The organism is Luteimonas saliphila (assembly GCF_016774335.1).
Classification (GTDB): Bacteria; Pseudomonadota; Gammaproteobacteria; order Xanthomonadales; family Xanthomonadaceae; genus Luteimonas; species Luteimonas saliphila.
The window spans coordinates 147,032-168,293 of the sequence record NZ_JAETWA010000014.1; the positions used below are offsets into that span (position 1 = coordinate 147,032).

Sequence of the window (21,262 nt, forward strand, 5' to 3'; positions counted from 1 at the left end):
CGGGTTGGATTCTAGCGGACCGCGCGCGGGCGATCGTCCTGACGGGCGACGGATCGTGCGCGTGCGACATGGCAGAACGCGGGATGCGGCCGGGACAGGCCACGCGCGCCTCGCGCCACCGTGTTGGATAATCGGCGCCACCGGCCTTCGGATCCTTCGGCATGCGCATCCTCGTTTTCGGCGGCACCGGGTACATCGGCAGCCATACCTGCGTGGAGCTGGTCGCGCGTGGTCACGACCTGGTGGTCGCCGACAATCTGAGCAACAGTTCGCCGCGCGTGCTGGAACGCCTGCAGGCCATCACCGGCGCGCCGGTCGCGTTCCGCAACGTCGACCTGCGCGATCGCGCGGCGACGCAAGGGCTGCTGTCGACCGGCGGTTTCGACGCGGTGGTGCACTTCGCCGCGCTCAAGTCGGTCGGCGAGTCCTGCCAGCGGCCGCTCGACTACTTCGACAACAACATCAGCGGCACCCTGAACCTGCTGCAGGCGATGCAAGGCGCCGGCGTGCGGCGCCTGGTGTTCAGTTCGTCGGCCACGGTCTACGGCGATCCCGACCGGGTGCCGGTCAACGAGGACGCGGCGCTGCGCGTGACCAATCCCTATGGCCGCACCAAGCTGGTGATGGAGCAGCTGATCGGGGATCTGTGCACCGCCGATCCCGGCTTCCAGGCGGGGGTCCTGCGCTACTTCAACCCCGCCGGCGCGCATGCCTCGGGCCTGATCGGCGAGGATCCGTCCGGCGTGCCCAACAACCTGATGCCCTACATCTGCCAGGTGGCGGTGGGCCGGCGCGAGAAGCTGAGCGTGTTCGGTGGCGACTGGCCGACGGTCGACGGCACCGGCGTGCGCGACTACATCCACGTGGTCGACCTGGCGCGCGCGCACGCCGACGCGCTGGACACGCTCGAACGCACCGGCACGGGCTTCACCGTCAACCTCGGCACCGGTACCGGGGTGAGCGTGCTGCAACTGGTGCAGGCCTTCGAGCGCGCCTCGGGGCGGCCGGTGCCCTACGAGATCGTCGACCGCCGCGCCGGCGACGTCGCCGAGGTCTACGCCGACCCGACATTGGCGCAGGCGCTGCTGGGCTGGCGCGCGCAGCTCGACGTCGATGCGATGTGCCGCGATGCCTGGCGCTGGCAGTCGATGAATCCCGGCGGCTACGCCGACCCGTCCTGAGCGAGCAGCCAGTCGGCGACCGCGTCGGGCGCCTTCATCCAGGCGTAGTGGTCGGCGCGGGTCCGCGCGGCGCGTTCGTCGAAACACACGGCCTGCACGTCGGTGGCGGGGAGCTTGCCGAGCAGGAAGTCGAGCGAGGAAGGCGGCGCCATCCAGTCCTGCGACAGCACCAGCGCGCGCACCGGCTGGGTCAGCCGGGCCATGCCGGCTTCGGGATCCTGCGCCAGGCCATCGACCGTGTAGCGGCCGCTCAGCGCGGTGCGTGCCCAGTCGTGGATCAGGCGGGCGGCCTCGTTGCCGCCGAAGCCGATCCGGCGTCCCGGCAGGAAGCCGCGCACGCCGGCCAGCCACGGCAGGAACCGGTAGGCGAGCGGCAGTCCCGCCTTGATCGGCATGGGGTATGCGCGCCAGTAGGGCGCGCCGCTGGCCACCAGCCACAGCGCGTCGGCACACGTGGGCGCCAGCGCGAGCCGGCAGCAGGCGAGCTGTCCGCCGAGGCTGTGGCCGCCCAGGACGCGCGGCAAGCCGCGGGGCAACACGCGATCGACAGCCGCCTGGCTGGCCGGAATGTCCTGCTCCAGCAATTCGCGGTAGCCCCAGTCCCGGCCGCGGCCTGCGCGCAGGTCGCTGGAGCCGTTGCCGCGCCATTCGTGCAGGAAAACCGCCACGCCGCGTCGCGCCAGTGCGTCGGCGAAGGCAACGTAGTGGCGCGCGGCCACGCCCAGCGCGGGCAGCCACAGCAAGGTCCGCGTCGGCGCCGCCGGCAGGCGCGCGAGCAGGCGCCAGGCGTGGCCATCGGCGGCGGTCGCTTCGTGTTCGGTTTCCGCGATGGCCGGCCTCATGCCGCCGGCGCCGCGCCGAAATGGTCGAGCACGTGCGCCTTGCCGCGACCCGGGCGATACCCCTGGCGCAGCGCACGCCCGACGTACGCCACGGCCGCCGCCGCGGCCTGCGCCATCGGCAGGCCCAGGCACAGCTGCGCGGCCACCGCCGAGGCGAGCGTGCAGCCGGTGCCGTGGCCCTCGAACGGCAGGCGTTCGTGGATGAAGGTGGCAGCGCCGGCGGCGTCGCGGTAGCGGTCGACCACTTGCGCCCCTTCGTCGAGGTGTCCGCCCTTGAGCAGCACCGCCCTGGCACCCATCGCCAGTAGCGCATCGAGCGCGCGTTCGGCGGCGGCCGCATCGGCGATCCGCAGGCCGGTCAGCAGTTCGGCTTCGGGCGTGTTCGGCGTCAGCAGGTCCGCGCGTGGGACCAGCCGCGTGCGCAGCGCGTCCAGCGCGTCCGTTTCGAGCAGCCGGGCGCCGGAGGTCGCGACCATGACCGGATCGAGCACGAGCAGTGTCGGCGGATGCGCCTCCAGCGCGTCGGCCACGGCGTGGATCACCGCGGCGTTGGCGAGCATGCCGAGCTTGACCGCGCCGATGTCGAAATCCTCGAAACAGGCGTCGACCTGCGCGCGCATGAACTCGACCGGCGGCACGTGCACCGCGGTCACGCCCCGCGTGTGCTGCGCGGTCAGCGCGGCGAGCGCCGACAGGCCGTGCACGCGGTGGGCGGCGAAGGTCCTGAGGTCGGCCTGGATGCCGGCGCCGCCGCCGGAATCGGAGCCGGCGATGGTCAGGGCGGACACGCGGGTCGCGGTGGAATCGGATGCCATTCGGGCATTGTGCCGTGGCTGTCGCGCCAGCGGGTGGATCACGGGCGTCGCTGCGGCGGAACCGGACGGCGAGCGCGCTCCGGTTTCACTTCGGGGTTGGTTCACGCGCCGCGATCATGCAGGATGTTGCAGGAAAGCACGCTCGGCCGGTGACGGGTCGCGCCGCGTGTGACGATTCCTCGGCGCGCCTGCTGCCGATCACTCGCTGCGTCCGGGCGCGGGCGGCCCCGCCTCCCGCTCCACGATCGACGCCGCGAGTTTCACCGCGCGGGCGAAGTCCGAAGCGAAATGCAGTTCGCCCGGCCCCTGCTCCAGGCGCATCTTCGCGATCACGCGGTTCGGCTGGTCCTGCAGGCCGGAAACGATCAGCGCGATGCCCTTGCGGTGGCAGCGCCCCGTCAGCGCCCTGAGCGCGTGCACCCCGCTGGCGTCGATCACCGGCACCAGCCGCATGCGCAGGATCAGCACCTTCGGCGGTTCGAAGAACTGGTCGAGCAGGGTGTCGAGCCGGTTGGCCGCGCCGAAGAACAGCGGTCCGCCGATCTGATAGGCCTCCACGCCATCGGGCAACTGCGCGCGTTGCCCGAGGTCGGTCTCGCCGGCGTGCGGTTTTTCGTCGCCGCTTTCGTCCAGGGAGGTGCGCACGCCCGAACTGGCCTCCACCGACTCGGCCATGCGGAACATGAAGACGAACGCGGCGAGGACGACGCCGGCCTGGATGGCGATGGTCAGGTCGAGCAGCACGGTCAGGAAAAAGGTCAGCAGCAGCACGAGGCGGTCGCCCCATGGCGCGGACAGGGTGGTGCGGAAGTTCTCCACCTCGCTCATGTTCCAGGCCACCACCAGCAGCACCGCCGCGAGCGCGGCCAGGGGCACGTAGCGCATCAGCGGCGCCAGCAGCAGCATGAACAGCAGCAGGAAGACGGCGTGCAGCATGCCGGCGACCGGCGTGCGCCCGCCGGCGCGGACGTTGGTGGCGGTGCGCGCGAGCGCGCCGGTCGCCGGCAGCCCGCCGAACAGCGCCGAGCCCACGTTTGCCACGCCCTGCGCGACCAGCTCGCCGTTGGAGCGGTGGCGGCCGCCGGTCATGCCGTCGGCGACCACCGCCGAGAGCAGCGATTCGACGCCGGCGAGGAAGGCGATGGTGAGCGCGCTGGGCAGCAACTCGAGGGTGCGATCGAACGGAATGCGGGGAAACTCGAAGCGTGGCAGCGTGGCCGGCAACTCGCCGAAGCGCGTGCCGATGGTGTCGGCCGGCAGCGCCAGCAGCGTGGTGGCCAGGGTGCTGGCCGCCAGTGCGATCAGGAAACCCGGCCATTTCGGCCGCCAGCGCCGCAGGCCGACGATCACCGCCAGTCCGAGCACGGTCATCGCCAGCGCTGCCGGCTGCAGCGTGCCCAGGCGCTCGCCGTAGGCGCTCCAGCGTTCGAGGAACTCCGCGGGCACCTGGTCCATCTCCAGACCGAGCGCGTCCTTGACCTGGCTGGAGAAGATGCTCACCGCGATCCCCGCGGTGAAACCGGTGATCACCGGTTGCGGCATGTACCGCATCAGCGTGCCGAGGCGCAGCAGCCCGGCCGCGATCAGGATCAGCCCGGCCAGCAGCGTGCACAGGATGAGCCCGCCGGCACCGTGCTGCTGGAGCACGACGAACACCACAGGAATGAACGCGGCGGTCGGCCCGCCGATCTGGACCCGCGAACCGCCGAGCGCGGAGATCAGGAAGCCGGCGACGATCGCCGTGTGCAGTCCTGTCTCGGGCGTGCTGCCGGATGCGATCGCCAGCGCCATCGCCAGCGGCAGCGCCACGATCGCCACGGTGAGCCCGGCGATCGCGTCGGCCCTGAGCGCCTGCAGGCCATAGCCCTCGCGAAGCACGCTGACCAGCTTCGGTTCGAACAGGCGCAGGAACTCGCGGTGGTCGAAGCGCGCCATCGGCTCAGTCTTCCGGGGGTTCCTTCAGGCGCACGCCGCGGCCGCGGCCACGGCTGGGCTGATCGTTGCCGATCAGCTCGATCCCCGCCGCGTCCAGCGCCTCGACCACCTTCATCAGCGTGCCGACCACGCCGCGCACGGTGCCGTCGCTGGCCTCCATGCGCTGGATCGTGGGCAGGGACACGCCGGCCAGTCCGGCCAGCTTGCGCTGGTCGATGCCGAGCAGGGCGCGGGCCGCGCGCATCTGTGGGGCTGTGATCATGGTGGGATCCGACGAAGGGTTTCATGATGCACGGTTACGGCCTCCATATGCAAGCATAAACTCCCAATGATGATGTTTAAAACATCATCATTGTTGCCGCGACCCAAGCCGTCCCAGGCGTCCCAGGGCGCCCAAGGCGTCCGCGGGGCGTCAGAAGTCGATCCGCATCACGTAGCGGCGTGGCGTCGGGTGCGAGACTTCGCGGAATCCCGCGCGCTGGAACGCGCCGTGTGCACCGACGTGCAGTTCCCCCCAGGCGATGTCGCCGCCACCGGTGGCCATCGGATAGCCCTCGAACGCGCGTGCGCCGCGCTCCCGCGCGTAGTCGACCGCCGCAGCCGTCAGTGCCCCGCTCACGCCCTGTCGGCGATGGCCCGCACGCACCGCGAAGCACACCACCGCCCAGATGCCCGGGTCGTCCCTGTCCTCGTCGCGGCCCGACCACGGCACCGGCGAATTGCGCAATGGGGCGAAGGCGCTGCGGGGCGCTAGCCGGCACCATCCCATCGGCCGGTCGTCGAGGTAGCCGATCAGCCCCGGCGCCGCGGCCTGCCGCCGGCCGACCTCCTTGCGCAGGAACGCCTCGCGCATTTCCGGGGGCATGTACCAGTATTCGCGCAGCGGCAGGATGGCGCGCTGGCACTGGCACTTCGCGGCTGCGCCGCGGCCGCCGAGGACCGCCTGCAGGTCGGCCCAGCGCGAGACGGTGGCGGGTTCGACGACGAGTGCGGGCATGGCGGCGCGGAACGCACGGGGACCGTCATCATGCCTGCGAAAACGCCGCCGGTGGCCGCAGGCCACGGCGCCACTGCGCAGTCCACCACGGCGTCGAGACTGCGGCGGCTATTCCAGCACCAGCTCGGCGCTGCCCGAGAACGTCTCCATCCGGATCTCGCCCGAGCCGCTGCCGAAGGTGTGCTCGAAGCTCGAGCCGGGACCGTACTTGGGTTTGTCGACCTGCACACCAGGCCCGCGCAGGTCGCCGCTGAAGCTCTCGGCGCGCACGCGCGCGGAGAGCGACTTCGGCAGCGCGATGCGGATGTCGCCGCTGACCGATTCGGCGCTGATCCGGCCGCCTTCGGCCAGGCCGCCGGTATAGCTGGCATCGCCCGAGACGCTGCTGGTGCTGAGCCGGCGGGTGGCTTCGCCGCGGGTGTCGATCTGGATGTCGCCCGACACCGTTTCGGCCGAGATCTCGCCGTCGATGCGGCCGCGCAGCGCGATGTTGCCGCTCACGCTCTCCAGGTCCAGCTTGCGGCTGTTGAGGTTGAGCCGCTGGTTGCCGCTGACGCTGTCGATGTTGACCTCGCGTGGAGCGCCGACCGCGACCACGTCGCCGCTGACGCTGTTGATCCCGAGCTCGCCGCCGGCGACGCCGGACACGTCGATGTCCACCGCGACGCCGTGGATCTCCAGGTCGACCTGGCGCGGCACGCTGAGCAGCAACGTGGTCGGCTCGGCGTTGCGTCCGTTGCGCGGGTAGCGCACCTTGACCTCGAGGCTCCTGCGGTCGCCCTCGATCTGCAGGCGTTCGACACCATCGCCGAGGCTGCCGGCGATGTGGACCTCGGGCCGGTCCCAGGCGCGCACTTCGATCCGGCCCTTCACGTTCGACACTTCCAGGCTGCCGCGCGGGTCGAGCGGCCGGGTCTCGTCGATCGGGGTGGCGGCGAATGCCGGGGCGATGGCCATGGCGCCCAGCAGGGCGGCGGTCAGGATCGGGAATTTCATCGGATGGCTCCTCGGGAACGTGGGGCGACGGGACCGGTGCTCAGGCCCGGCCAAGGCGTTGGGTCAGCGACAGGCGCTGGGCATAGATGCGTTGCAGCCGCTGCAGCAGGAAGACGGCATCGGGATCCTGCGCCAGCGCGTCGCGCACCGCCTCGGCGCTGGCGTCGAGGTGGAGCAGGGCGGCGGGTTCGGCCCTGGGTGGTCGCGCGGCGGACAATTCCAGCAGCGCGCCCTGGTATTCGCGGGCCATGGCGTCGGCTTCGAGCACCAGCGGCGCGGGCGTGGTGGCCGCTGGCACGTCCACCGCTGCCGGGACGACTTCGGGCGTATCGGGCCGCAACTGCCAGCCCAGGCCGATCGCCATCGCCAGCACCGCTGCCGTGGCCAGGGCGGACAGTGCCCGGGGCCGCATGCGCGCTGTCGGCGATCCGAGGCGATGCTGGGGTGCTTCGGCCAGGCGTTCGGCAATCCCGGGCCAGAGCTCGCGCGCTGGCGGCATGTCCGTCCGCAGGCCGCGCAGTTGCAGGCGCAGCGCGGCGGGCAGGTCGGAACCGGAGGGGTCGTGGTTCATGCGGGGTCTCCCAGCTTCGCGCGCAGCAGCCTGCGCGCACGGTGCAGTTGTGCCTTGGAACTGCCGACCGCCATCTCCAGCGTGTCGGCGATTTCCTCGTGTTTCCAGCCCTCGACGTCGTACAGCACCAGCACCGCGCGGGCGCGCGGCGGCAGGCTGGCCACCGCCTGCTCCAGGTCCATCGACAGCGCGGTGCCATGCCCGGCGGAATCGGCCGTGCCGATGCCGTCGATCGCGTCCTCGTCGTGGTCCATGGCGGGCGCGGCACGGCGGCTGCGCAGTTCCATCAGTGCGGTATTGGCCGCCAGCCGGTGCAGCCAGGTGCCGAAGGCGCTTTCGAAGCGGAACGTCGGCAACGCCTGCCAGGCACGGACGAAGGCCTCCTGGGTCAGGTCCTCGGCGCGACTGTGCTGGTGGCCCACCAGCCGCAGGATCACGCCGTGGACGCGGCCGGCATGCCGCCGGTACAGCGTCTCGAACGCGGCCACGTCGCCGCTGGCGGATGCCCGCGCCAGCGCGTGGTCCAGGTCGGTCGCGGAGCCCGCCACTTCCGGGGATGCACTCATCGTCGCCATCAGCATATCCACTCCGATGCGCGCGCGCGGGCCAGGGTTTAAAGCCGGTCTGGTCCGCACCGGACGGCGGCAAGCGCCGTGCCGCTCCCCGATCGGCCTGCCGGACCCGGACCTTTCGGGAGTCGATGGCGCGGGTCATCCACGCCGCTTGCTTCAATGCCGGATACGCCGGCTGGCGGGGCTGCGGATCCATCCGGGGACCTTGCAATCGGGCGCGCTGTTGTTATCGTGCAATCGATTGCATCCGTCCGGATCCACGTGTCTGTACCGGTTGGGAGGCCGGTGGAGAATGGGAATCTCGTCGAGCAGGCCGCATGCGGCCGGCGCGCGCACAGCGCGTCCCCAGGTCACCGCGATTCATGAACCTGTCCGTCCGCGGGTTGCTCCGGCTGCCGCGCGACGTATGTTCCATCCTTCGCCGACAGCGTCCCCAAGTAGCCGCGCATTTGTCGAGGCCGGACACTTTCGCGAACCGCCGCATGGGCGAACCGTGGGAGGCCTGACTTGAAGCACACATTCACCCGGCGCGACGCGCTGCGCGCCACGATGGTGGGCGGGCTGGGGCTGGCGGCGTCGGGCCTCGTCCCGGCGGCCGCTACCGCCGTCCGGCCGCTGAAGGGCAATCTGAAGCATTCCGTCGCGCGCTGGACGTTCGGGCAAACGCCGATCGCCGAGCTGTGCCGGACCGTGAAGCAGATCGGCTTTTCCGCCATCGACCTCGTCGGCCCGGACGACTGGCCCATCCTGAAGGCGCATGACGTGCACAGCTCGATGTGCAACGGCGCCGAACTCGGGCTGGAACGTGGATTTGCCGACACCCGCTTCCACGACGAGCTGGTGGCGCGCTACACCCGCCATATCGATCTGGTGGCCGATGCCGGGTACCGCAACCTGATCTGCTTTTCCGGCAACCGCAACGGGATGGACCCGGCCGAAGGCCTGGCCAATTCGGCGGCCGGCCTCAAGCGCATCCTCGGGCATGCGGAGAAGCGTGGCGTCGTACTGGTGATGGAACTGCTGAACTCGCGCGTCGACCACCCCGACTACCTGTGCGACCGCTCCGCCTGGGGCGTCGAACTGTGCGAGACGCTGGGCTCGGACCACTTCGGCCTGCTCTACGACATCTACCACATGCAGATCATGGAGGGCGACATCATCGCCACCATCCGTCGCCACCACCGGCACTTCCTGCATTACCACACCGCAGGGGTGCCCGGTCGGCACGAGATCGGCGAGGACCAGGAGCTGAACTACCCGGCCATCTGCCGCGCGATCCGCGACACCGGATTCGACGGGTACATCGCCCAGGAATTCATGCCGTCGGCGCCGGACCCGGTCGCCTCGCTGCGCGAGGCCATCCGCCTGTGCGACGTGTAACCCCCCGCCTCAACCAGGAACGCAGTCTCAATGGCGAACAATGATTACGACGCGATCGTCGTCGGCTCGGGCATCAGCGGCGGCTGGGCCGCCAAGGAACTGGCCGAGAAGGGACTCAAGGTGCTGATGCTCGAGCGCGGCCGCAACATCGAGCACATCAAGGACTACGTCAACGCGCACAACGAGGCCTGGGACTACCCGCATCGCAACGTGCCCACCCAGGCGATGAAGCAGGCGCACCCGGTCCTGCGCCGCGACTACCCGCTGTCCGAGAGTACCTACGGGATGTGGGCCGACGAGTCGGAATGCCCGTACACCGAAACCAAGCGCTTCGACTGGTTCCGCGGCTACCACGTCGGCGGCCGCTCGCTGATGTGGGGCCGGCAGAGCTACCGCTTCTCGCAGATGGATTTCGAGGCCAACGCGCGCGAGGGCATCGCCATCGACTGGCCGATCCGCTACGAGGACCTCGCGCCCTGGTACGACCACGTCGAGACGTTCGCCGGCATCGCCGGCACGGTCGAGGGCCTGGACGTGCTGCCCGATGGCAAGTTCCTGCCCCCGATCCCGCTGAACGTGGTCGAGAAGGACGTGGCCGCGCGCATCCGCAAGGCCTTCGGCGGCAGCCGCCACATGATCCACTCGCGCACCGCCAACATCACCGAACCGCGACCCGAACAGGGGCGGGCCAACTGCCAGTACCGCAACAAATGCATCCTGGGCTGCCCCTACGGCGCCTACTTCTCGACCCAGTCGGCCACCCTGCCGGCGGCGATGCAGACCGGCAACCTCACCCTGCGCCCGTTCTCGATCGTCCGGCAGGTGCTGTACGACAAGGATCGCAAGCGCGCGCGGGGCGTCGAGATCGTGGACGCCGAGACCGGCCAGACCTACGAGTACACGGCCAAGGTGATCTTCCTCAACGCCTCGGCGTTCAATTCGACCTGGGTGCTGATGAACTCGGCCACCGACGTGTGGGAAGGCGGGCTGGGTTCCTCATCCGGCGAGCTGGGCCACAACGTCATGGACCACCATTTCGAGGCCGGCGCCCAGGGCGTCGTCGACGGTTTCGAAGACAGGTACTACTCCGGACGCCGCCCCTGCGGCTTCTACATCCCCCGCTTCCGCAACGTCGGCGACGACCGCCGCGACTACCTGCGCGGGTTCGGCTACCAGGGGGGCGCGAGCCGCCAGGACTGGTCGCGCAGCGTCGCCGAAATGGGCATCGGCGCGGGCCTGAAACAGGCCGCGAGCGTGCCGGGCGACTGGAGCATCGGCATGACCGCATTCGGCGAGATGCTGCCTTACCACGACAACACCATCCGCCTCGACCACGGCACCAAGGACAAGTGGGGCCTGCCGGTGCTGGCGATGGACGTGTCGATCCGCGACAACGAGCGGGCCATGCGCAAGGACATGGCCGCCGATGCCGCCGAGATGCTGGAAGCGGCGGGCGTTCGCGACGTGCGGACCTACGAAGCCGAACCCGCGCCCGGCCGGGCGATCCACGAGATGGGCACCGCGCGCATGGGCCGCGACCCGAAGAGCTCGGTACTCAACGGACACAACCAGGTCTGGGACGCGCCCAACGTGTACGTGACCGACGGCGCCTGCATGACCTCGGCCAGCTGCGTCAATCCGTCGCTGACCTACATGGCACTGACCGCGCGCGCCGCCGACCATGCGGTGCGCGAACTCAAGGCGGGGAACCTGTGATGGATCGTCGCGAACTGCTGAAGATGATCGCGTCCGCCACCGGCGTGGCGATGGTCGGCGTGCCGGCCTTCGTCCTCGGGCAGGCGCCGGTTCCGCAGGCGGGCGCGGACTTCACCGCCGAAGACATCGCGTTGCTGGACGAGATCGCCGAGGCCATCATCCCGCGCACCGACACGCCCGGGGCGAAGGATGCGGAGGTGGGCGCGTTCATGGCGCGCTTCGTCACCGACTGCTACACCCCCGAGGACCAGGCCGCCTTCCGCGCTGGGCTGGCCGACCTGGACCGTCGTGCCGACGGAAGCTTCATGGCCTTGCCGCCCGCGGCCCGCCTGCAGATGCTCACCGCCCTGGACCGTGAGGCGGTGGAACAGGCGCGTCGGGCATGGGTGGCCGCCGACGGATCGGGCAGCGGGAGCGGGGTGCACCCCTTCACGATGATCAAGCAGCTGGTACTCTTCAGCTTCTTCACCTCCAAGGTGGGCGCCACCGAAGTGCTGCGCTACGACCCGGTGCCTGGGGGCTACGACGGCGACCTGCCCTACGAGCCGGGCACGCCGGCATGGGCGACACGATGATGCCCGGCCGCTGCCACCGCTCGCGGCGCGACCGCATGGCCGCACGCGCGCTCCTGCTGGCCGGCGGCGTGCTTGGCTGCGCCAACGCGCCGGCCCACGATCCCTCGGCCGATCCGGAGAAGACCGAAGCCTGGACCCCGGTGCCGGCGGTCGTGGCCACGCCCGTGGGCGCGGCGCCATCGGATGCGGTGGTGCTGTTCGACGGCAGCGGCCTGGGTGCGTGGGAGTCGGAGCAGGGCGGCGATGCGCCGTGGAAGGTGGCCGATGGCGTGCTCACCGTGGTACCCGGCAGCAAGGGCATCCGCACCCGCCAGCGCTTCTGCGACATCCAGCTGCACATCGAGTGGCGCAGCCCCGCGAAGACCAGCGGGTTCGACGGCCAGAACCGCGGCAACAGCGGCATCTTCCTGCAGGAGCGCTACGAACTGCAGGTGCTCGACAGCCACGACAACCCCACCTATCCCAACGGCCAGGCGGCCTCGATCTACAAGCAGGCCATCCCGCTGGTGAACGCCTCGCGCCCGCCGGGCGAGTGGCAGTCCTACGACGTGATCTGGAAGGCGCCGCGCTTTTCCGAAGGCGGTGGCCTGCTGTCGCCCGCGCGCATCACCGTGCTGCACAACGGCGTGCTGGTGCAGGACGACACGGTGATCGCCGGCACCACCGAATACCGCGGCCCACCGACCTACGCCCCGCACGGCTGTGCTCCGATCTATCTTCAGGACCACGACTCCGAGGTCAGCTTCCGCAACATCTGGGTGCGGGAACTCTAACTACGCGCGGGCGCCGGGTGCGATCCGGGCAGCATGCGGCGACCCGGGCACGGTCGCGCGCTGCCCGGGTGCCGGGCACGACGGTCAGCCCACGGGATACGCGAACTCGCTCAGCCCGAGGTCCGCCAGCACCGTCTCCAGATGACGGTAGGCCTCCGGCGTCGGCCCGGGGTAGTCCCCGGCGATCGCCACGTTGCCCATGTAGCCGATGTCTTCCATGCCGTCCGGCGTGCAGAAATAGGCGGCCAGGACCAGGTTGCGCAGCCGGACGAAGGCCTCGGCCATGCGCTGGAACTGCCGCGGGGTCTGGTCGTTGCGGTAGGCGATGTCGTCGATGATCGCCAGCTGCTGCGCCGTGGCCAGCGCCGTGAACGGCTGCGAGAAGCGCAAGGCGGCTTCGTCCTCGAGCCAGGCGAGGGCCGACAGCACGGTCAGCCGGTCCTGCTGCTGGTCGGGGTAGGGCGCACTCACCCATTCGTCGATCACCGTCGGCACCTGCACGGCGGACGCCGACGGCGACTTGCCTTCCGCCGGGACGATGATGTCCGACAGCAATGCCAGCAGCGACAGCTGGGCCGACGTCAACGTCAGCGGCCAGGGCGCTTCAGGCGGCGTGATCAGGTCCGGATCCTTGCCGTAACCGCTGGCCGTCACCGGCTGCAGGTCCAGCTCGGGCCAGTGTCCCGCATCCGCGAGGCCGTCGGTGGCATCTCCCGTCGATGGCGACCCGCAGGCGGACAGTGCAGGCAGCATGGCGCTTGCCGCCAGTGCGGCCAGCAGCTTGAGCGAATCGCGCCGGCTCAGCTTGTTCGCGTACGCAGGTGCGTCGCTGTCGGTTCGGGCGGCAATGCCCTGGTCGTCTGGGTTCCGCATCACAGCGCCCCCGCCTTGAGTTGGTCAGCCAGCCAGGCGCTGTTGCGCATCGCCAGCGTCATGATGGTCAGCGTGCAGTTCTTGTGCGGGTTGGAGGCGAACACGCCGCCGTCCATCACGAACAGGTTCGGGCAGTCCCAGGCCTGGCCCCACTGGTTGGTCACCGAGTCCTCGGGTGAGTCGCCCATCCGCGTGGTGCCCACCTCGTGGATGATCTCGCCGCCCTTCTTGATCGCCTCTTCCGCGGCAGGCAAGTCGCCGACGGTCGCGCCCATGGTTTCCAGGACGGCCTTCGCGGTCTTGAGGCCGTGCTCGACCTGCTTGAGTTCGTGCTCGGACCATTTCCAGTGGAAACGCGGCACCGGAATGCCCCACTTGTCCGTGACGCTCGGGTCGATGTCCATGTAGCAATCGTCGTTCGGCAGCATCTCGCCGCGGAGCGCAAAGTGCACGTAGGCGCCGTAATGCGCGCGCACCTGCTGCTTCAGTTCCGGTCCATAACCCTGCAGGTCGCCACTGACATAGGCGCCCGGTTCGCCAAAGCGCCCGCCCAGTTCGAAGTGGTACCCGCGCGGAAAATCCAGGTCACCGTTGGCCTGGGCCTCGTGCCCCCACCAGGGAATGAACAGGTGGTTGGCGGTGTGGCCATCCTCGTTGTAGCGCGGACGGTCCATCAGGGCCGGGACCAGCGCCGACAGGCCCGCGCCGGTCGAATCCATCAGGTTGCGGCCGACCTGGCCGCTGGAGTTGGCCAGTCCACCGGGGTGCCGGGCGCTTTTCGAGTTGAGCAGGATGCGCGCGGTCTCGCAGGCACTGGCGGCCAGCACCACCACCTTCGCGCCCACCTGCTGCTCGGTACCGGTGGTCTTGTCGATGTAGCTGACGCCCGTGACCCGCCCATCGGCATCGGTGGTCACGGTCTTGACCATCGCGTCGGTGACGACCCGCAGGTGGCCCGTGGCCTGCGCCATCGGCAGCAGCGAGGTGGTGGTTTGGAACGCGGCGCCGATCGAGCAGCCGTAACCGCAGGGCGTGGCCCAGAAGCAGGGCGCGCGCTGATCCAGCGCCCGGGTCAGCACGGCCCGGTGCATCGGCACTGCGCTGATGCCGTGCTTCTTCGCGGCGGCGGCGATCAGCAGCTCCGGGATCCGGGGCATGGGTGGCGGCTGCAGCACGCCGTCCGACGACGGCGGCATGTCGTCCAGGCCGGTATTGGTGCCGCACACGCCCACCAGGGCTTCGGTCTTGTCGTACCAGGGAGCGAGCTCGTCGTACTCGAACGGCCAGTCAGCGCCGAGGCCATCCCGGCTCTTGCCCTTGAAATCATGTTCGCTGAAACGCAGCGAATAGCGACCCCAGTGATTGGTGCGTCCGCCCAGCATGCGCGCGCGCCACCACAGGAACTCGGTGCCCTCGGCGGTGGTGTAGGGTTCGCCCGGCACCTGCCAGCCACCGTCCACGGTGGAATCGTAGAAACCGAAATCCTTGTCCGGCGTGGACGCACCCATCAGCGGCGCGTCGCCGTTGAGCCGGAACATCGGGGTTTCCGTGGTCGGGTCGTACTTGCGGCCGGCTTCCAGCAGCAGCACCTTGTGGCCCTGGCGGGTCAGCTCGTACGCGGCCATGGCGCCACCGGCGCCCGAGCCCACGACCAGCACGTGATGGGCGAAATCGTTCATCGCTTCAGTTCTTTGATCTTGAGGTTCTTGAACCACACCACGTCGCCGTGGTCCTGCAGGCCGATATGGCCGCTGCGGTTGGCGGCGAATCCCGCCCAGTCGGCGAACTTGCTGGCCGCCACCAGCCGCTTCCACTCCGCGCTGCCGATCTCCACCGATGCGGTCCGCACGCCGTTCTGCCAGATGGTCAGCTGTCCCTGGTCGAGCAGGATGCGCACCCGGTTCCACTCGCCGGCGATCCTGTGCGAGGCTTTGGGCGAGGCGATCATGTCGTACAGGGAGCCGGACAGATGCGTGTCCAGCTTGTTGTCGGGATGGCGCTCGTTGTCGAGGATCTGGATTTCCGGCGCGTGCGAGTAGATGTGCTCGCCGGTTTCATCCGCCAGGATGAAGATGCCGCTGTTGCCGACTTCCGAGATCTTCCAGTCCAGCCTGAGGTCGAAATCCTGGTGCCGGGCCCGGGTCACGATGTCGCCGCCGCCGGCAGCCGTCAGCTTGATGGCGCCATCCTCGATCACCCACTTCTCGCTCAGCCCCTCCTGCTTGAAGGTGCGCCACTGCGACAGGTCCTTGCCGTCGAACAGGAGTTGCCACCCCTCGGCCTGTTCCTGCCTGCTCAGCTGGTTGTCGGCGGGAAGGTGCTCGGCGAGGAAGGCCGCGCCCGTCCGCACGACGGCGGCAGCGTCGCGCGGAAGGTCGTGCTCGATGATGTACCACTGCACGCCGGCGTCCGCCGCGGCGGGAAGGATCGCATTCCAGTCGAGCACGCCCTGGCCCAAGGCGGTGAAGCCCTGTTCCTCCGTCGCCTCGCCCTCCGGCGCGTTGTCCTTGGCGTGGACCGCGTACACGCGCCCCGGGAACCTGCCGAGGAACGCCGCCGGATCGTGGCCGGCGCGCGCCACCCAGGCCAGGTCCAGCTCGACGGCAAGCGCCGGCCCCGCGGCTTCGAACAGCAGCTCGAGCCCCGTCCTGCCGTCGAAGTCGACCAGCTCGAACTCGTGGTTGTGGTATGCCAGCCGCATGCCCATCGGCTGCAGGCGTGCGGCCAAGGCGCCCAGTTCGCGGCCCAGCGCGCGCCAGCCTTCGGCGTCGGTCGGGCGCTGGTCTTCCTGCAGCCAGGGCACCACCAGCATGGTGTTGCCGATGGCGCGGTGGGACGCCGCCATCTCGTCCAGGTCGCGTTGCAGGTCGGACAGCGCCACGTGGGCCGCGATCGGCTCGATCCCGTACTTGTCCAGGAGCCGTTTCAGCTCCGCGGCGGGGACATTCTGCGTGCCGACCGTCTCCACCGCGCGGACGCCGGCGTCGTGGACGATCTTCAGCTGGTCTTCGAGCGAGCCGGCGTTGCGCAGCGTGTACATCTGCACGGCGACGGGCTTGGCGGCGGCATCGCCCGGTTGCGCCCAGGCGGGCAGGGCGGTGCAGAGCGCGAGTGCCGCGGTCGCGATCGTGCGCAGGGTAAGGATCGTCATGGTGTCCTCCGGAGATTGTGGTAACGGCGAATGGAATCCGCCCCGCGCTTAAGGCAATACTGAAAAATTGTCATTTCGAGCGTAGCGAGAAATCTATGCCGTTCATTTCCCGAGATTGACCGGCTTCGCCGTTGTGAAGCTCTTCTCACTGCGTTCGGAACGACAAACCGGACTTTTTCAGCATTGCCTTGACGCGCTGCAGGCAAACGATACCGGCGCGGCCAGCGAGGGGTCCCGGCGCGCCGCGGGAACTCAGGCGATCGGCGTCCATGCGCGCGACCTGGCAGAAGCGATGACGCGATCGACGATGAGCGCCGAGCGCAGGCCGTCCTCGAACGTCGGCAGGCCCTCCGGGCGTTCGTCCGCGATCGCCCGGTAGGTGTCGGCCACGAACGCCTCGAAACAGTTGGCGTAGCCCTGCGCATGACCGGCTGGCAGCACCGACAGTCGCCGTTGCTCGGCGCTGCCGGCACCCGGGCCGCGCACGAAGACTTCCTCGCGCTGGTCCGGATAGCCCATCCACAGCCGCTCGCAGTCCTCCTGGTCGAACGCCACGCTGGCCTTCGCCCCGTCGATCTCGAACCACAGGCGGTTGCGGCGCCCGGCCGAGACCTGGCTGACGGTGACGGTCGCCAGCGTGCCGTCGCCGGTCCTGAACATGGCCGCGGCCACGTCCTCGCTGGACACCGCCTGGGTGTCGCCGCCGGCCGCGGGCGTGGTGAAGCTCTTGCCGGTGGCCACGCCGCGCTCGCCGATCACCGTCTCGAAAACGGCGCTGACTTCGGCGAAACGCTCGCCGCCGACCCATTCCACCAGGTCGCACCAGTGCGAGCCGATGTCGGCGAACACGCGCGATGCGCCGCCGAGCGCCGGGTCCACGCGCCAGTTGTTGCTGGCCGGATCCAGCAGCCAGTCCTGCAGGTAGCTGCCGTGGATCAGGCGCAGCGGGCCCAGTTCGCCCTGGGCGATGCGCGCACGCGCCTCGCGCACCACCGGGTGGTAGCGGTAGACGAAGGGCACCGTGGCCACCTGCCCGGTGGACGCGGCCAGCGCCGCCAGCGCACGCGCGTCTTCCAGGGTGGTGGCCAGCGGCTTCTCGCAGACCACGTGTTTGCCCGCTTCCAGCGCCGCCTGCGCCATCGATCGGTGCAGGTGGTTGGGCGTGCACACATGCACGACCTGCACCTGCGGATCGGCGATCACGTCCTCGATTCCGCCATAGCCCCGGGCCACGCCCCAGGCCTGCGCCACGTCCTGCGCACGCGCGGGCGAGGACGCGGCCACGCCGCGCACCGTGGCGCCGGCCAGCACCGCCGCGCGGCGATGCACCGCGCCGATCATCCCGGTGCCGACGATGGCAACTCCCAGCGTACCCATGGCGCGGCCCTCAGTGAGTGGGCGAAGCGGCAGGCGTCGCCGCCCGCCCTTCGCGGAACAGGAACAGGAAGGCCACCAGCACCACGAACGCGACCCCGGCCGGGAACAGCCAGATCCGCTCCCAGTCCGGGCCGGCCTCGGTGGTGTAGTACTCCACGACCGCGCCCGACAGGAAGGTGCCGATGAGCATGCCCACGCCGTAGGTGGCCAGGGTGATGAAGCCCTGCGCGCTGCTGCGGAATTTCTGCCCGGCGTGCGCGTCGGTGTAGATCTGGCCGGTGACGAAGAAGAAGTCGTAGCAGATGCCGTGCAGCACGATGCCGATCACCAGCAGCGCGAAGCCCGCGTCCGCGTCGCCGAAGGCGAACATCACGTAGCGCAGCACCCACGCGCCCATGCCCACCGCCAGCATCACCTTCACCCCCAGGCGCACGAACAGGAACGGCATGGCCAGCATCAGCAGCACTTCGGACACCTGGCCCAGCGACTGCAGCCCGGCCGCGCCGCGCACGCCCACGTCGTTGAGGAAGGGGTTGGTGAAGTTGTAGTAGAACGACAGCGGGATGCAGATCGCGATCGAGGCCAGGAAGAACACCAGGTAGGCGCGCGACTTGAGCAGGTGCAGCGCCGCATCCAGCCCGAGGATCTCGCCCAGCTTCGCACCCCGCTCGCGCGCCAGTGGCGGCGTGTGCGGCAGGGTCAGCGCGTATAGGCCCAGCACCGCGGACGCGATCGCGGCCATCTTGAAGGTCAGGTCCAGGCGCTGGGTCTGCTCCCAGCCCAGCCAGCCGATCAGCACGCCGGCGACGATCCAGCCGACGCTGCCGGCCACGCGCACCGGCGGGAACTGCTTCTCCGGCGACTGCATGTGCCGCATCGCGATGCTGGTGGCCAGCGCCAGGGTCGGCATGAACAGCAGCATGTAGCCGAAGACGAAGCCGGAGAACGCGTTGAAGCTGGTGGCCGTCGACGCCCCCCACATCAGCGCCGCGCCGGTCAGGTGCAGCAGGGCGAGGATGCGCTGCGCGGCGAAGTAGCGGTCGGCGATCAGCCCGACCAGGAACGGCGCGACGATCGCGCCGACGGACTGGCTGAGGAACGCGGTCGCCACCTGGCTGGCGCTGGCCTGCAGGGGGCCATTGACCAGGTACGTGCCCAGGGTCACGAACCAGGCGCCCCAGATGAAGAACTGCAGGAACATCATCACGCCAAGGCGCGACATCGTGGCCGTCATTGCATCCCCTCCCAGGGTGGTGCCCGCATCAAGCGGTATGGATTCAAAGCCCCAGCATGCCGCGCAGCGCCTTCGGGTCGGCGCCGCCATCGGCAAAGTCGTCGAACGCGCGTCCGGTCACGCGGATCAGGTGCTCGCGGATGAAGGCCGCGCCCTCGCGCGCGCCGTCCTCCGGGTGCTTCAGGCAGCACTCCCACTCCACGACCGCCCAGCCGGGGAAATCGTACTGGGCCAGCTTCGAGAAGATCGCCTTGAAGTCGACCTGCCCGTCTCCGAGCGAGCGGAACCGGCCCGGGCGGTCGATCCAGCCCTGGTAACCGCCATACACGCCGCTGCGCGCGTCGGCGCGGTACTCGGCGTCCTTGGCGTGGAACATGCCGATGCGCGCGTGGTAGCGGTCGATGAAGCCCAGGTAGTCCATCTGCTGCAGCAGCAGGTGGCTGGGGTCGTAGAGGATCTTCGCGCGCGGATGGTGGTCGACCGCGTCGAGGAAGCGCTCGAAGGTCGCGCCGTCGTGCAGGTCCTCGCCCGGATGGATCTCGTAGCACAGGTCCACGCCGCACTCGTCGAAGGCGTCGAGGATCGGGCGCCAGCGGCGGCCGAGTTCGGCGAAGGCCTCGTCCACCAGGCCGGGCGGGCGCTGTGGCCAGGGATAGAGGTACGGCCAGGCAAGTGCGCCGGAGAAGGTGGCGTGCGCGGTGAGCCCCAGGCGCTGGCTGGCCTGAGCCGCCAGGTTCAGCTGTTCCACCGCCCAGGCCTGCCGCGCGGCCGGGTTGCCGCGCCGGTCTTCCGGGGCGAACCCGTCGAAGAGGGCGTCGTAGGCCGGGTGCACGGCCACCAGCTGGCCCTGCAGGTGGGTGGACAGCTCGGTGATCCGGATGCCGTGGCCGGCCAGCATGCCGGCGAGGTCGTCGCAATAGGCCTGGCTCTCCGCGGCCTGGGCGAGATCGAAGATGTGCGGCGCGCTGGTCGGCACCTGCACGCCGCGATAGCCGAATCCGGCGGCCCACTGGGCCAGGGTGTCCAGGCGGTCGAACGGAGGCTCGTCGCCGATGAACTGGGCCAGGAACAGCGCCGGGCCCTGCAGTGTCCGCATGCCGAACCACCTGATGCAATCGATTGCATCCGATCCTAGCATGCGATGATCGGAGCACGCGTTGTGCACTGCATCGCGCGCATCCGGGGACGGGGACATGGCCACCATCTACGACATCGCCAGGTACGTCGGCGTCTCGGCGGGCACCGTGTCCCGCGCGCTCTCGCGGCCCGAGAAGGTCCTGCCTGACACGCGCAAGCGCATCGAGCAGGCCGCCGCCGCGCTGGGCTACGTCCCCAATGCGGTGGCCCGGACGCTCAGGACCCAGCGCAGCGCCAAGATCCTGATCACGGTGCCGGACATCGGCAACCCGTTCTTCGCCCAGGTCCTCAAGGGCGCGGAGGAGGCCGCACAGGCCGCGGGCTACGCGGTCCTGCTCGGCGATACCGAGCACCAGGCGGAGCGCGAGGAGCGCTACGCGCAGATGCTGCCGCGCAACCAGGCCGACGGCATGATCGTCCTCGGGCACCGGCTTCCGCCGACCGCGCGGGAGATCGTCCGGCAACTCGGCGCGACGGCGCCGGTGGTCAACGGCTGCGAGTTCGATCCGACGCTGGGGATTCCCAGCGTGCACATCGACAACGCGGCCGCGGCGCGCACGGCGATGGAGCACCTGTATGCGCTGGGGCACGCGCGGATCGCCGTGGTGGGTGGCCCGACCGACAACCCGCTGCATCGGCAGCGCCTGGAAGGGGCCATGGCCGCGGCCAGGGCGCACGGCCGTGTGGACCTGCTGACGACGGTGCCCGGCGACTTCTCGGTGGAGTCCGGCCACGCGGCCGCGACGCAGTTCCTGGCCCGGGCGCCTGCGCCCACCGCCGCGTTCTGTTTCAGCGACCAGATGGCGTTGGGCGTGCTCGCGGCGTGCAGGGACCTGGGCGTCCGCGTGCCGGAGGACTTTTCCGTGGTCGGTTTCGATGACCTGGCGTCCTCGCGCTACCTGAGCCCGCCGCTGACGACCATCAGCCAGCCCATGCGGGAGATCGGCGTCCGCGCGGCCAGGCTCCTGCTGGCCATCATCGAGGGGGTCGACGTGCCGCACCAGCAGACCCTCGACTTCAGCCTGATGCTGCGCGGGTCGACCGCCGCGCCACCGGAGCGGCGCCTCTGACGCGCTGTGACCGGGCGCAGGTGGCCACCAGGCAACCTGCGCTGCGCCCGACGGCTCCGCCGGTTGG

The 21,262-nt window shown here is 70.0% G+C and carries 20 protein-coding genes and 1 pseudogene; 6 read left to right on the forward strand and 15 right to left on the reverse strand.

Annotated elements, in window-relative coordinates:
* Positions 1 to 161 precede the first annotated feature (161 nt).
* Complete coding sequence (gene galE, locus JMO03_RS03725) at positions 162 to 1,181, forward strand: UDP-glucose 4-epimerase GalE (protein WP_202840348.1); 1,020 nt, start codon at positions 162 to 164, stop codon at positions 1,179 to 1,181.
* Here galE and JMO03_RS03730 read toward each other — a convergent pair.
* From JMO03_RS03730 to JMO03_RS03765, 8 genes are all read right to left on the reverse strand, one after another.
* Positions 1,163 to 2,023 (reverse strand): alpha/beta hydrolase family protein, encoded by an 861-nt coding sequence (locus JMO03_RS03730; protein WP_202840350.1) that lies wholly within the window; start codon positions 2,021 to 2,023, stop codon positions 1,163 to 1,165. The two genes, galE and JMO03_RS03730, sit on opposite strands and share 19 nt — an antisense overlap.
* Positions 2,020 to 2,838 carry a bifunctional hydroxymethylpyrimidine kinase/phosphomethylpyrimidine kinase gene (gene thiD, locus JMO03_RS03735; RefSeq protein ID WP_202840353.1) on the reverse strand — a complete coding sequence of 273 codons (819 nt, stop codon included), beginning with the start codon at positions 2,836 to 2,838 and terminating at the stop codon, positions 2,020 to 2,022. The genes JMO03_RS03730 and thiD overlap by 4 nt, the downstream gene beginning before the upstream one ends.
* A gap of 198 nt (positions 2,839 to 3,036) precedes the next feature.
* On the reverse strand, positions 3,037 to 4,773 hold the full coding sequence (locus JMO03_RS03740) for a SulP family inorganic anion transporter (protein WP_202840355.1): 1,737 nt from the start codon (positions 4,771 to 4,773) through the stop codon (positions 3,037 to 3,039).
* Positions 4,774 to 4,777: 4 nt separating this feature from the next.
* Positions 4,778 to 5,035 carry a helix-turn-helix domain-containing protein gene (locus JMO03_RS03745; RefSeq protein ID WP_202840357.1) on the reverse strand — a complete coding sequence of 86 codons (258 nt, stop codon included), beginning with the start codon at positions 5,033 to 5,035 and terminating at the stop codon, positions 4,778 to 4,780.
* 150 nt (positions 5,036 to 5,185) lie between these two features.
* Positions 5,186 to 5,770 carry a GNAT family N-acetyltransferase gene (locus JMO03_RS03750; protein WP_202840359.1) on the reverse strand — a complete coding sequence of 195 codons (585 nt, stop codon included), beginning with the start codon at positions 5,768 to 5,770 and terminating at the stop codon, positions 5,186 to 5,188.
* 108 nt (positions 5,771 to 5,878) lie between these two features.
* A complete protein-coding gene (locus JMO03_RS03755) occupies positions 5,879 to 6,766 on the reverse strand; it encodes a DUF4097 family beta strand repeat-containing protein (RefSeq protein ID WP_202840361.1) in 888 nt (295 codons plus the stop codon).
* A gap of 40 nt (positions 6,767 to 6,806) precedes the next feature.
* Positions 6,807 to 7,337, reverse strand: a complete 531-nt coding sequence (locus tag JMO03_RS03760) for a hypothetical protein (protein WP_202840363.1) — start codon at positions 7,335 to 7,337, stop codon at positions 6,807 to 6,809.
* Entirely contained in the window at positions 7,334 to 7,918 is a 585-nt protein-coding gene (locus JMO03_RS03765; RefSeq protein ID WP_202840620.1) for an RNA polymerase sigma factor, read from the reverse strand. Before JMO03_RS03765 ends, JMO03_RS03760 begins: the two co-directional genes overlap by 4 nt.
* A gap of 540 nt (positions 7,919 to 8,458) precedes the next feature.
* On the opposite strand from JMO03_RS03765, the gene JMO03_RS03770 reads away from it, so the two are divergent.
* The 4 genes from JMO03_RS03770 to JMO03_RS03785 are packed head-to-tail and all read left to right on the forward strand — an operon-like array spanning position 8,459 to position 12,353.
* Complete coding sequence (locus JMO03_RS03770; RefSeq protein ID WP_202840622.1) at positions 8,459 to 9,289, forward strand: hydroxypyruvate isomerase family protein; 831 nt, start codon at positions 8,459 to 8,461, stop codon at positions 9,287 to 9,289.
* 30 nt (positions 9,290 to 9,319) lie between these two features.
* Positions 9,320 to 11,005 carry a GMC family oxidoreductase gene (locus JMO03_RS03775; RefSeq protein ID WP_202840365.1) on the forward strand — a complete coding sequence of 562 codons (1,686 nt, stop codon included), beginning with the start codon at positions 9,320 to 9,322 and terminating at the stop codon, positions 11,003 to 11,005.
* Positions 11,005 to 11,580 carry a gluconate 2-dehydrogenase subunit 3 family protein gene (locus JMO03_RS03780; protein WP_202840367.1) on the forward strand — a complete coding sequence of 192 codons (576 nt, stop codon included), beginning with the start codon at positions 11,005 to 11,007 and terminating at the stop codon, positions 11,578 to 11,580. Before JMO03_RS03775 ends, JMO03_RS03780 begins: the two co-directional genes overlap by 1 nt.
* Positions 11,565 to 12,353, forward strand: coding sequence for a 3-keto-disaccharide hydrolase (locus tag JMO03_RS03785; RefSeq protein WP_425491768.1), 789 nt, complete (start codon positions 11,565 to 11,567; stop codon positions 12,351 to 12,353). Before JMO03_RS03780 ends, JMO03_RS03785 begins: the two co-directional genes overlap by 16 nt.
* Before the next feature lie 84 nt (positions 12,354 to 12,437).
* Here the strand turns inward: JMO03_RS03785 and JMO03_RS03790 are convergent, their stop codons facing one another.
* The 7 genes and pseudogenes from JMO03_RS03790 to JMO03_RS03815 form a co-directional block, all read right to left on the reverse strand.
* Entirely contained in the window at positions 12,438 to 13,226 is a 789-nt protein-coding gene (locus JMO03_RS03790; protein ID WP_202840369.1) for a gluconate 2-dehydrogenase subunit 3 family protein, read from the reverse strand.
* Positions 13,226 to 14,905 carry a GMC family oxidoreductase gene (locus JMO03_RS03795; protein ID WP_202840371.1) on the reverse strand — a complete coding sequence of 560 codons (1,680 nt, stop codon included), beginning with the start codon at positions 14,903 to 14,905 and terminating at the stop codon, positions 13,226 to 13,228. Before JMO03_RS03795 ends, JMO03_RS03790 begins: the two co-directional genes overlap by 1 nt.
* Entirely contained in the window at positions 14,902 to 15,525 is a 624-nt protein-coding gene (locus JMO03_RS20990) for a 3-keto-disaccharide hydrolase (RefSeq protein ID WP_238345885.1), read from the reverse strand. Before JMO03_RS20990 ends, JMO03_RS03795 begins: the two co-directional genes overlap by 4 nt.
* Positions 15,526 to 15,540: 15 nt before the next feature.
* Positions 15,541 to 16,377: pseudogene (locus JMO03_RS20995) on the reverse strand (sugar phosphate isomerase/epimerase family protein); the annotation flags it as partial.
* A 252-nt stretch (positions 16,378 to 16,629) separates the two neighbouring features.
* On the reverse strand, positions 16,630 to 17,754 hold the full coding sequence (locus tag JMO03_RS03805) for a Gfo/Idh/MocA family protein (protein ID WP_202840375.1): 1,125 nt from the start codon (positions 17,752 to 17,754) through the stop codon (positions 16,630 to 16,632).
* Positions 17,755 to 17,764: 10 nt separating this feature from the next.
* Complete coding sequence (locus JMO03_RS03810; RefSeq protein WP_202840377.1) at positions 17,765 to 18,988, reverse strand: nucleoside permease; 1,224 nt, start codon at positions 18,986 to 18,988, stop codon at positions 17,765 to 17,767.
* A 43-nt stretch (positions 18,989 to 19,031) separates the two neighbouring features.
* On the reverse strand, positions 19,032 to 20,084 hold the full coding sequence (locus JMO03_RS03815; protein WP_202840379.1) for a sugar phosphate isomerase/epimerase family protein: 1,053 nt from the start codon (positions 20,082 to 20,084) through the stop codon (positions 19,032 to 19,034).
* 97 nt (positions 20,085 to 20,181) lie between these two features.
* Between JMO03_RS03815 and JMO03_RS03820 the strand changes: the two genes are divergently transcribed.
* Positions 20,182 to 21,195, forward strand: coding sequence for a LacI family DNA-binding transcriptional regulator (locus JMO03_RS03820; protein WP_202840381.1), 1,014 nt, complete (start codon positions 20,182 to 20,184; stop codon positions 21,193 to 21,195).
* Positions 21,196 to 21,262 lie beyond the last annotated feature (67 nt).

Bases quoted from the DNA above. Each gene is read 5' to 3' on its own strand.
- galE (WP_202840348.1), top strand. From the start codon at position 162: ATGCGCATCCTCGTTTTCGGCGGCACCGGGTACATCGGCAGCCATACC.
- JMO03_RS03730 (WP_202840350.1), bottom strand. From the start codon at position 2,023: ATGAGGCCGGCCATCGCGGAAACCGAACACGAAGCGACCGCCGCCGAT.
- thiD (WP_202840353.1), bottom strand. From the start codon at position 2,838: ATGGCATCCGATTCCACCGCGACCCGCGTGTCCGCCCTGACCATCGCC.
- JMO03_RS03740 (WP_202840355.1), bottom strand. From the start codon at position 4,773: ATGGCGCGCTTCGACCACCGCGAGTTCCTGCGCCTGTTCGAACCGAAG.
- JMO03_RS03745 (WP_202840357.1), bottom strand. From the start codon at position 5,035: ATGATCACAGCCCCACAGATGCGCGCGGCCCGCGCCCTGCTCGGCATC.
- JMO03_RS03750 (WP_202840359.1), bottom strand. From the start codon at position 5,770: ATGCCCGCACTCGTCGTCGAACCCGCCACCGTCTCGCGCTGGGCCGAC.
- JMO03_RS03755 (WP_202840361.1), bottom strand. From the start codon at position 6,766: ATGAAATTCCCGATCCTGACCGCCGCCCTGCTGGGCGCCATGGCCATC.
- JMO03_RS03760 (WP_202840363.1), bottom strand. From the start codon at position 7,337: ATGAACCACGACCCCTCCGGTTCCGACCTGCCCGCCGCGCTGCGCCTG.
- JMO03_RS03765 (WP_202840620.1), bottom strand. From the start codon at position 7,918: ATGCTGATGGCGACGATGAGTGCATCCCCGGAAGTGGCGGGCTCCGCG.
- JMO03_RS03770 (WP_202840622.1), top strand. From the start codon at position 8,459: ATGGTGGGCGGGCTGGGGCTGGCGGCGTCGGGCCTCGTCCCGGCGGCC.
- JMO03_RS03775 (WP_202840365.1), top strand. From the start codon at position 9,320: ATGGCGAACAATGATTACGACGCGATCGTCGTCGGCTCGGGCATCAGC.
- JMO03_RS03780 (WP_202840367.1), top strand. From the start codon at position 11,005: ATGGATCGTCGCGAACTGCTGAAGATGATCGCGTCCGCCACCGGCGTG.
- JMO03_RS03785 (WP_425491768.1), top strand. From the start codon at position 11,565: ATGGGCGACACGATGATGCCCGGCCGCTGCCACCGCTCGCGGCGCGAC.
- JMO03_RS03790 (WP_202840369.1), bottom strand. From the start codon at position 13,226: ATGCGGAACCCAGACGACCAGGGCATTGCCGCCCGAACCGACAGCGAC.
- JMO03_RS03795 (WP_202840371.1), bottom strand. From the start codon at position 14,905: ATGAACGATTTCGCCCATCACGTGCTGGTCGTGGGCTCGGGCGCCGGT.
- JMO03_RS03805 (WP_202840375.1), bottom strand. From the start codon at position 17,754: ATGGGTACGCTGGGAGTTGCCATCGTCGGCACCGGGATGATCGGCGCG.
- JMO03_RS03810 (WP_202840377.1), bottom strand. From the start codon at position 18,988: ATGACGGCCACGATGTCGCGCCTTGGCGTGATGATGTTCCTGCAGTTC.
- JMO03_RS03815 (WP_202840379.1), bottom strand. From the start codon at position 20,084: ATGCGGACACTGCAGGGCCCGGCGCTGTTCCTGGCCCAGTTCATCGGC.
- JMO03_RS03820 (WP_202840381.1), top strand. From the start codon at position 20,182: ATGGCCACCATCTACGACATCGCCAGGTACGTCGGCGTCTCGGCGGGC.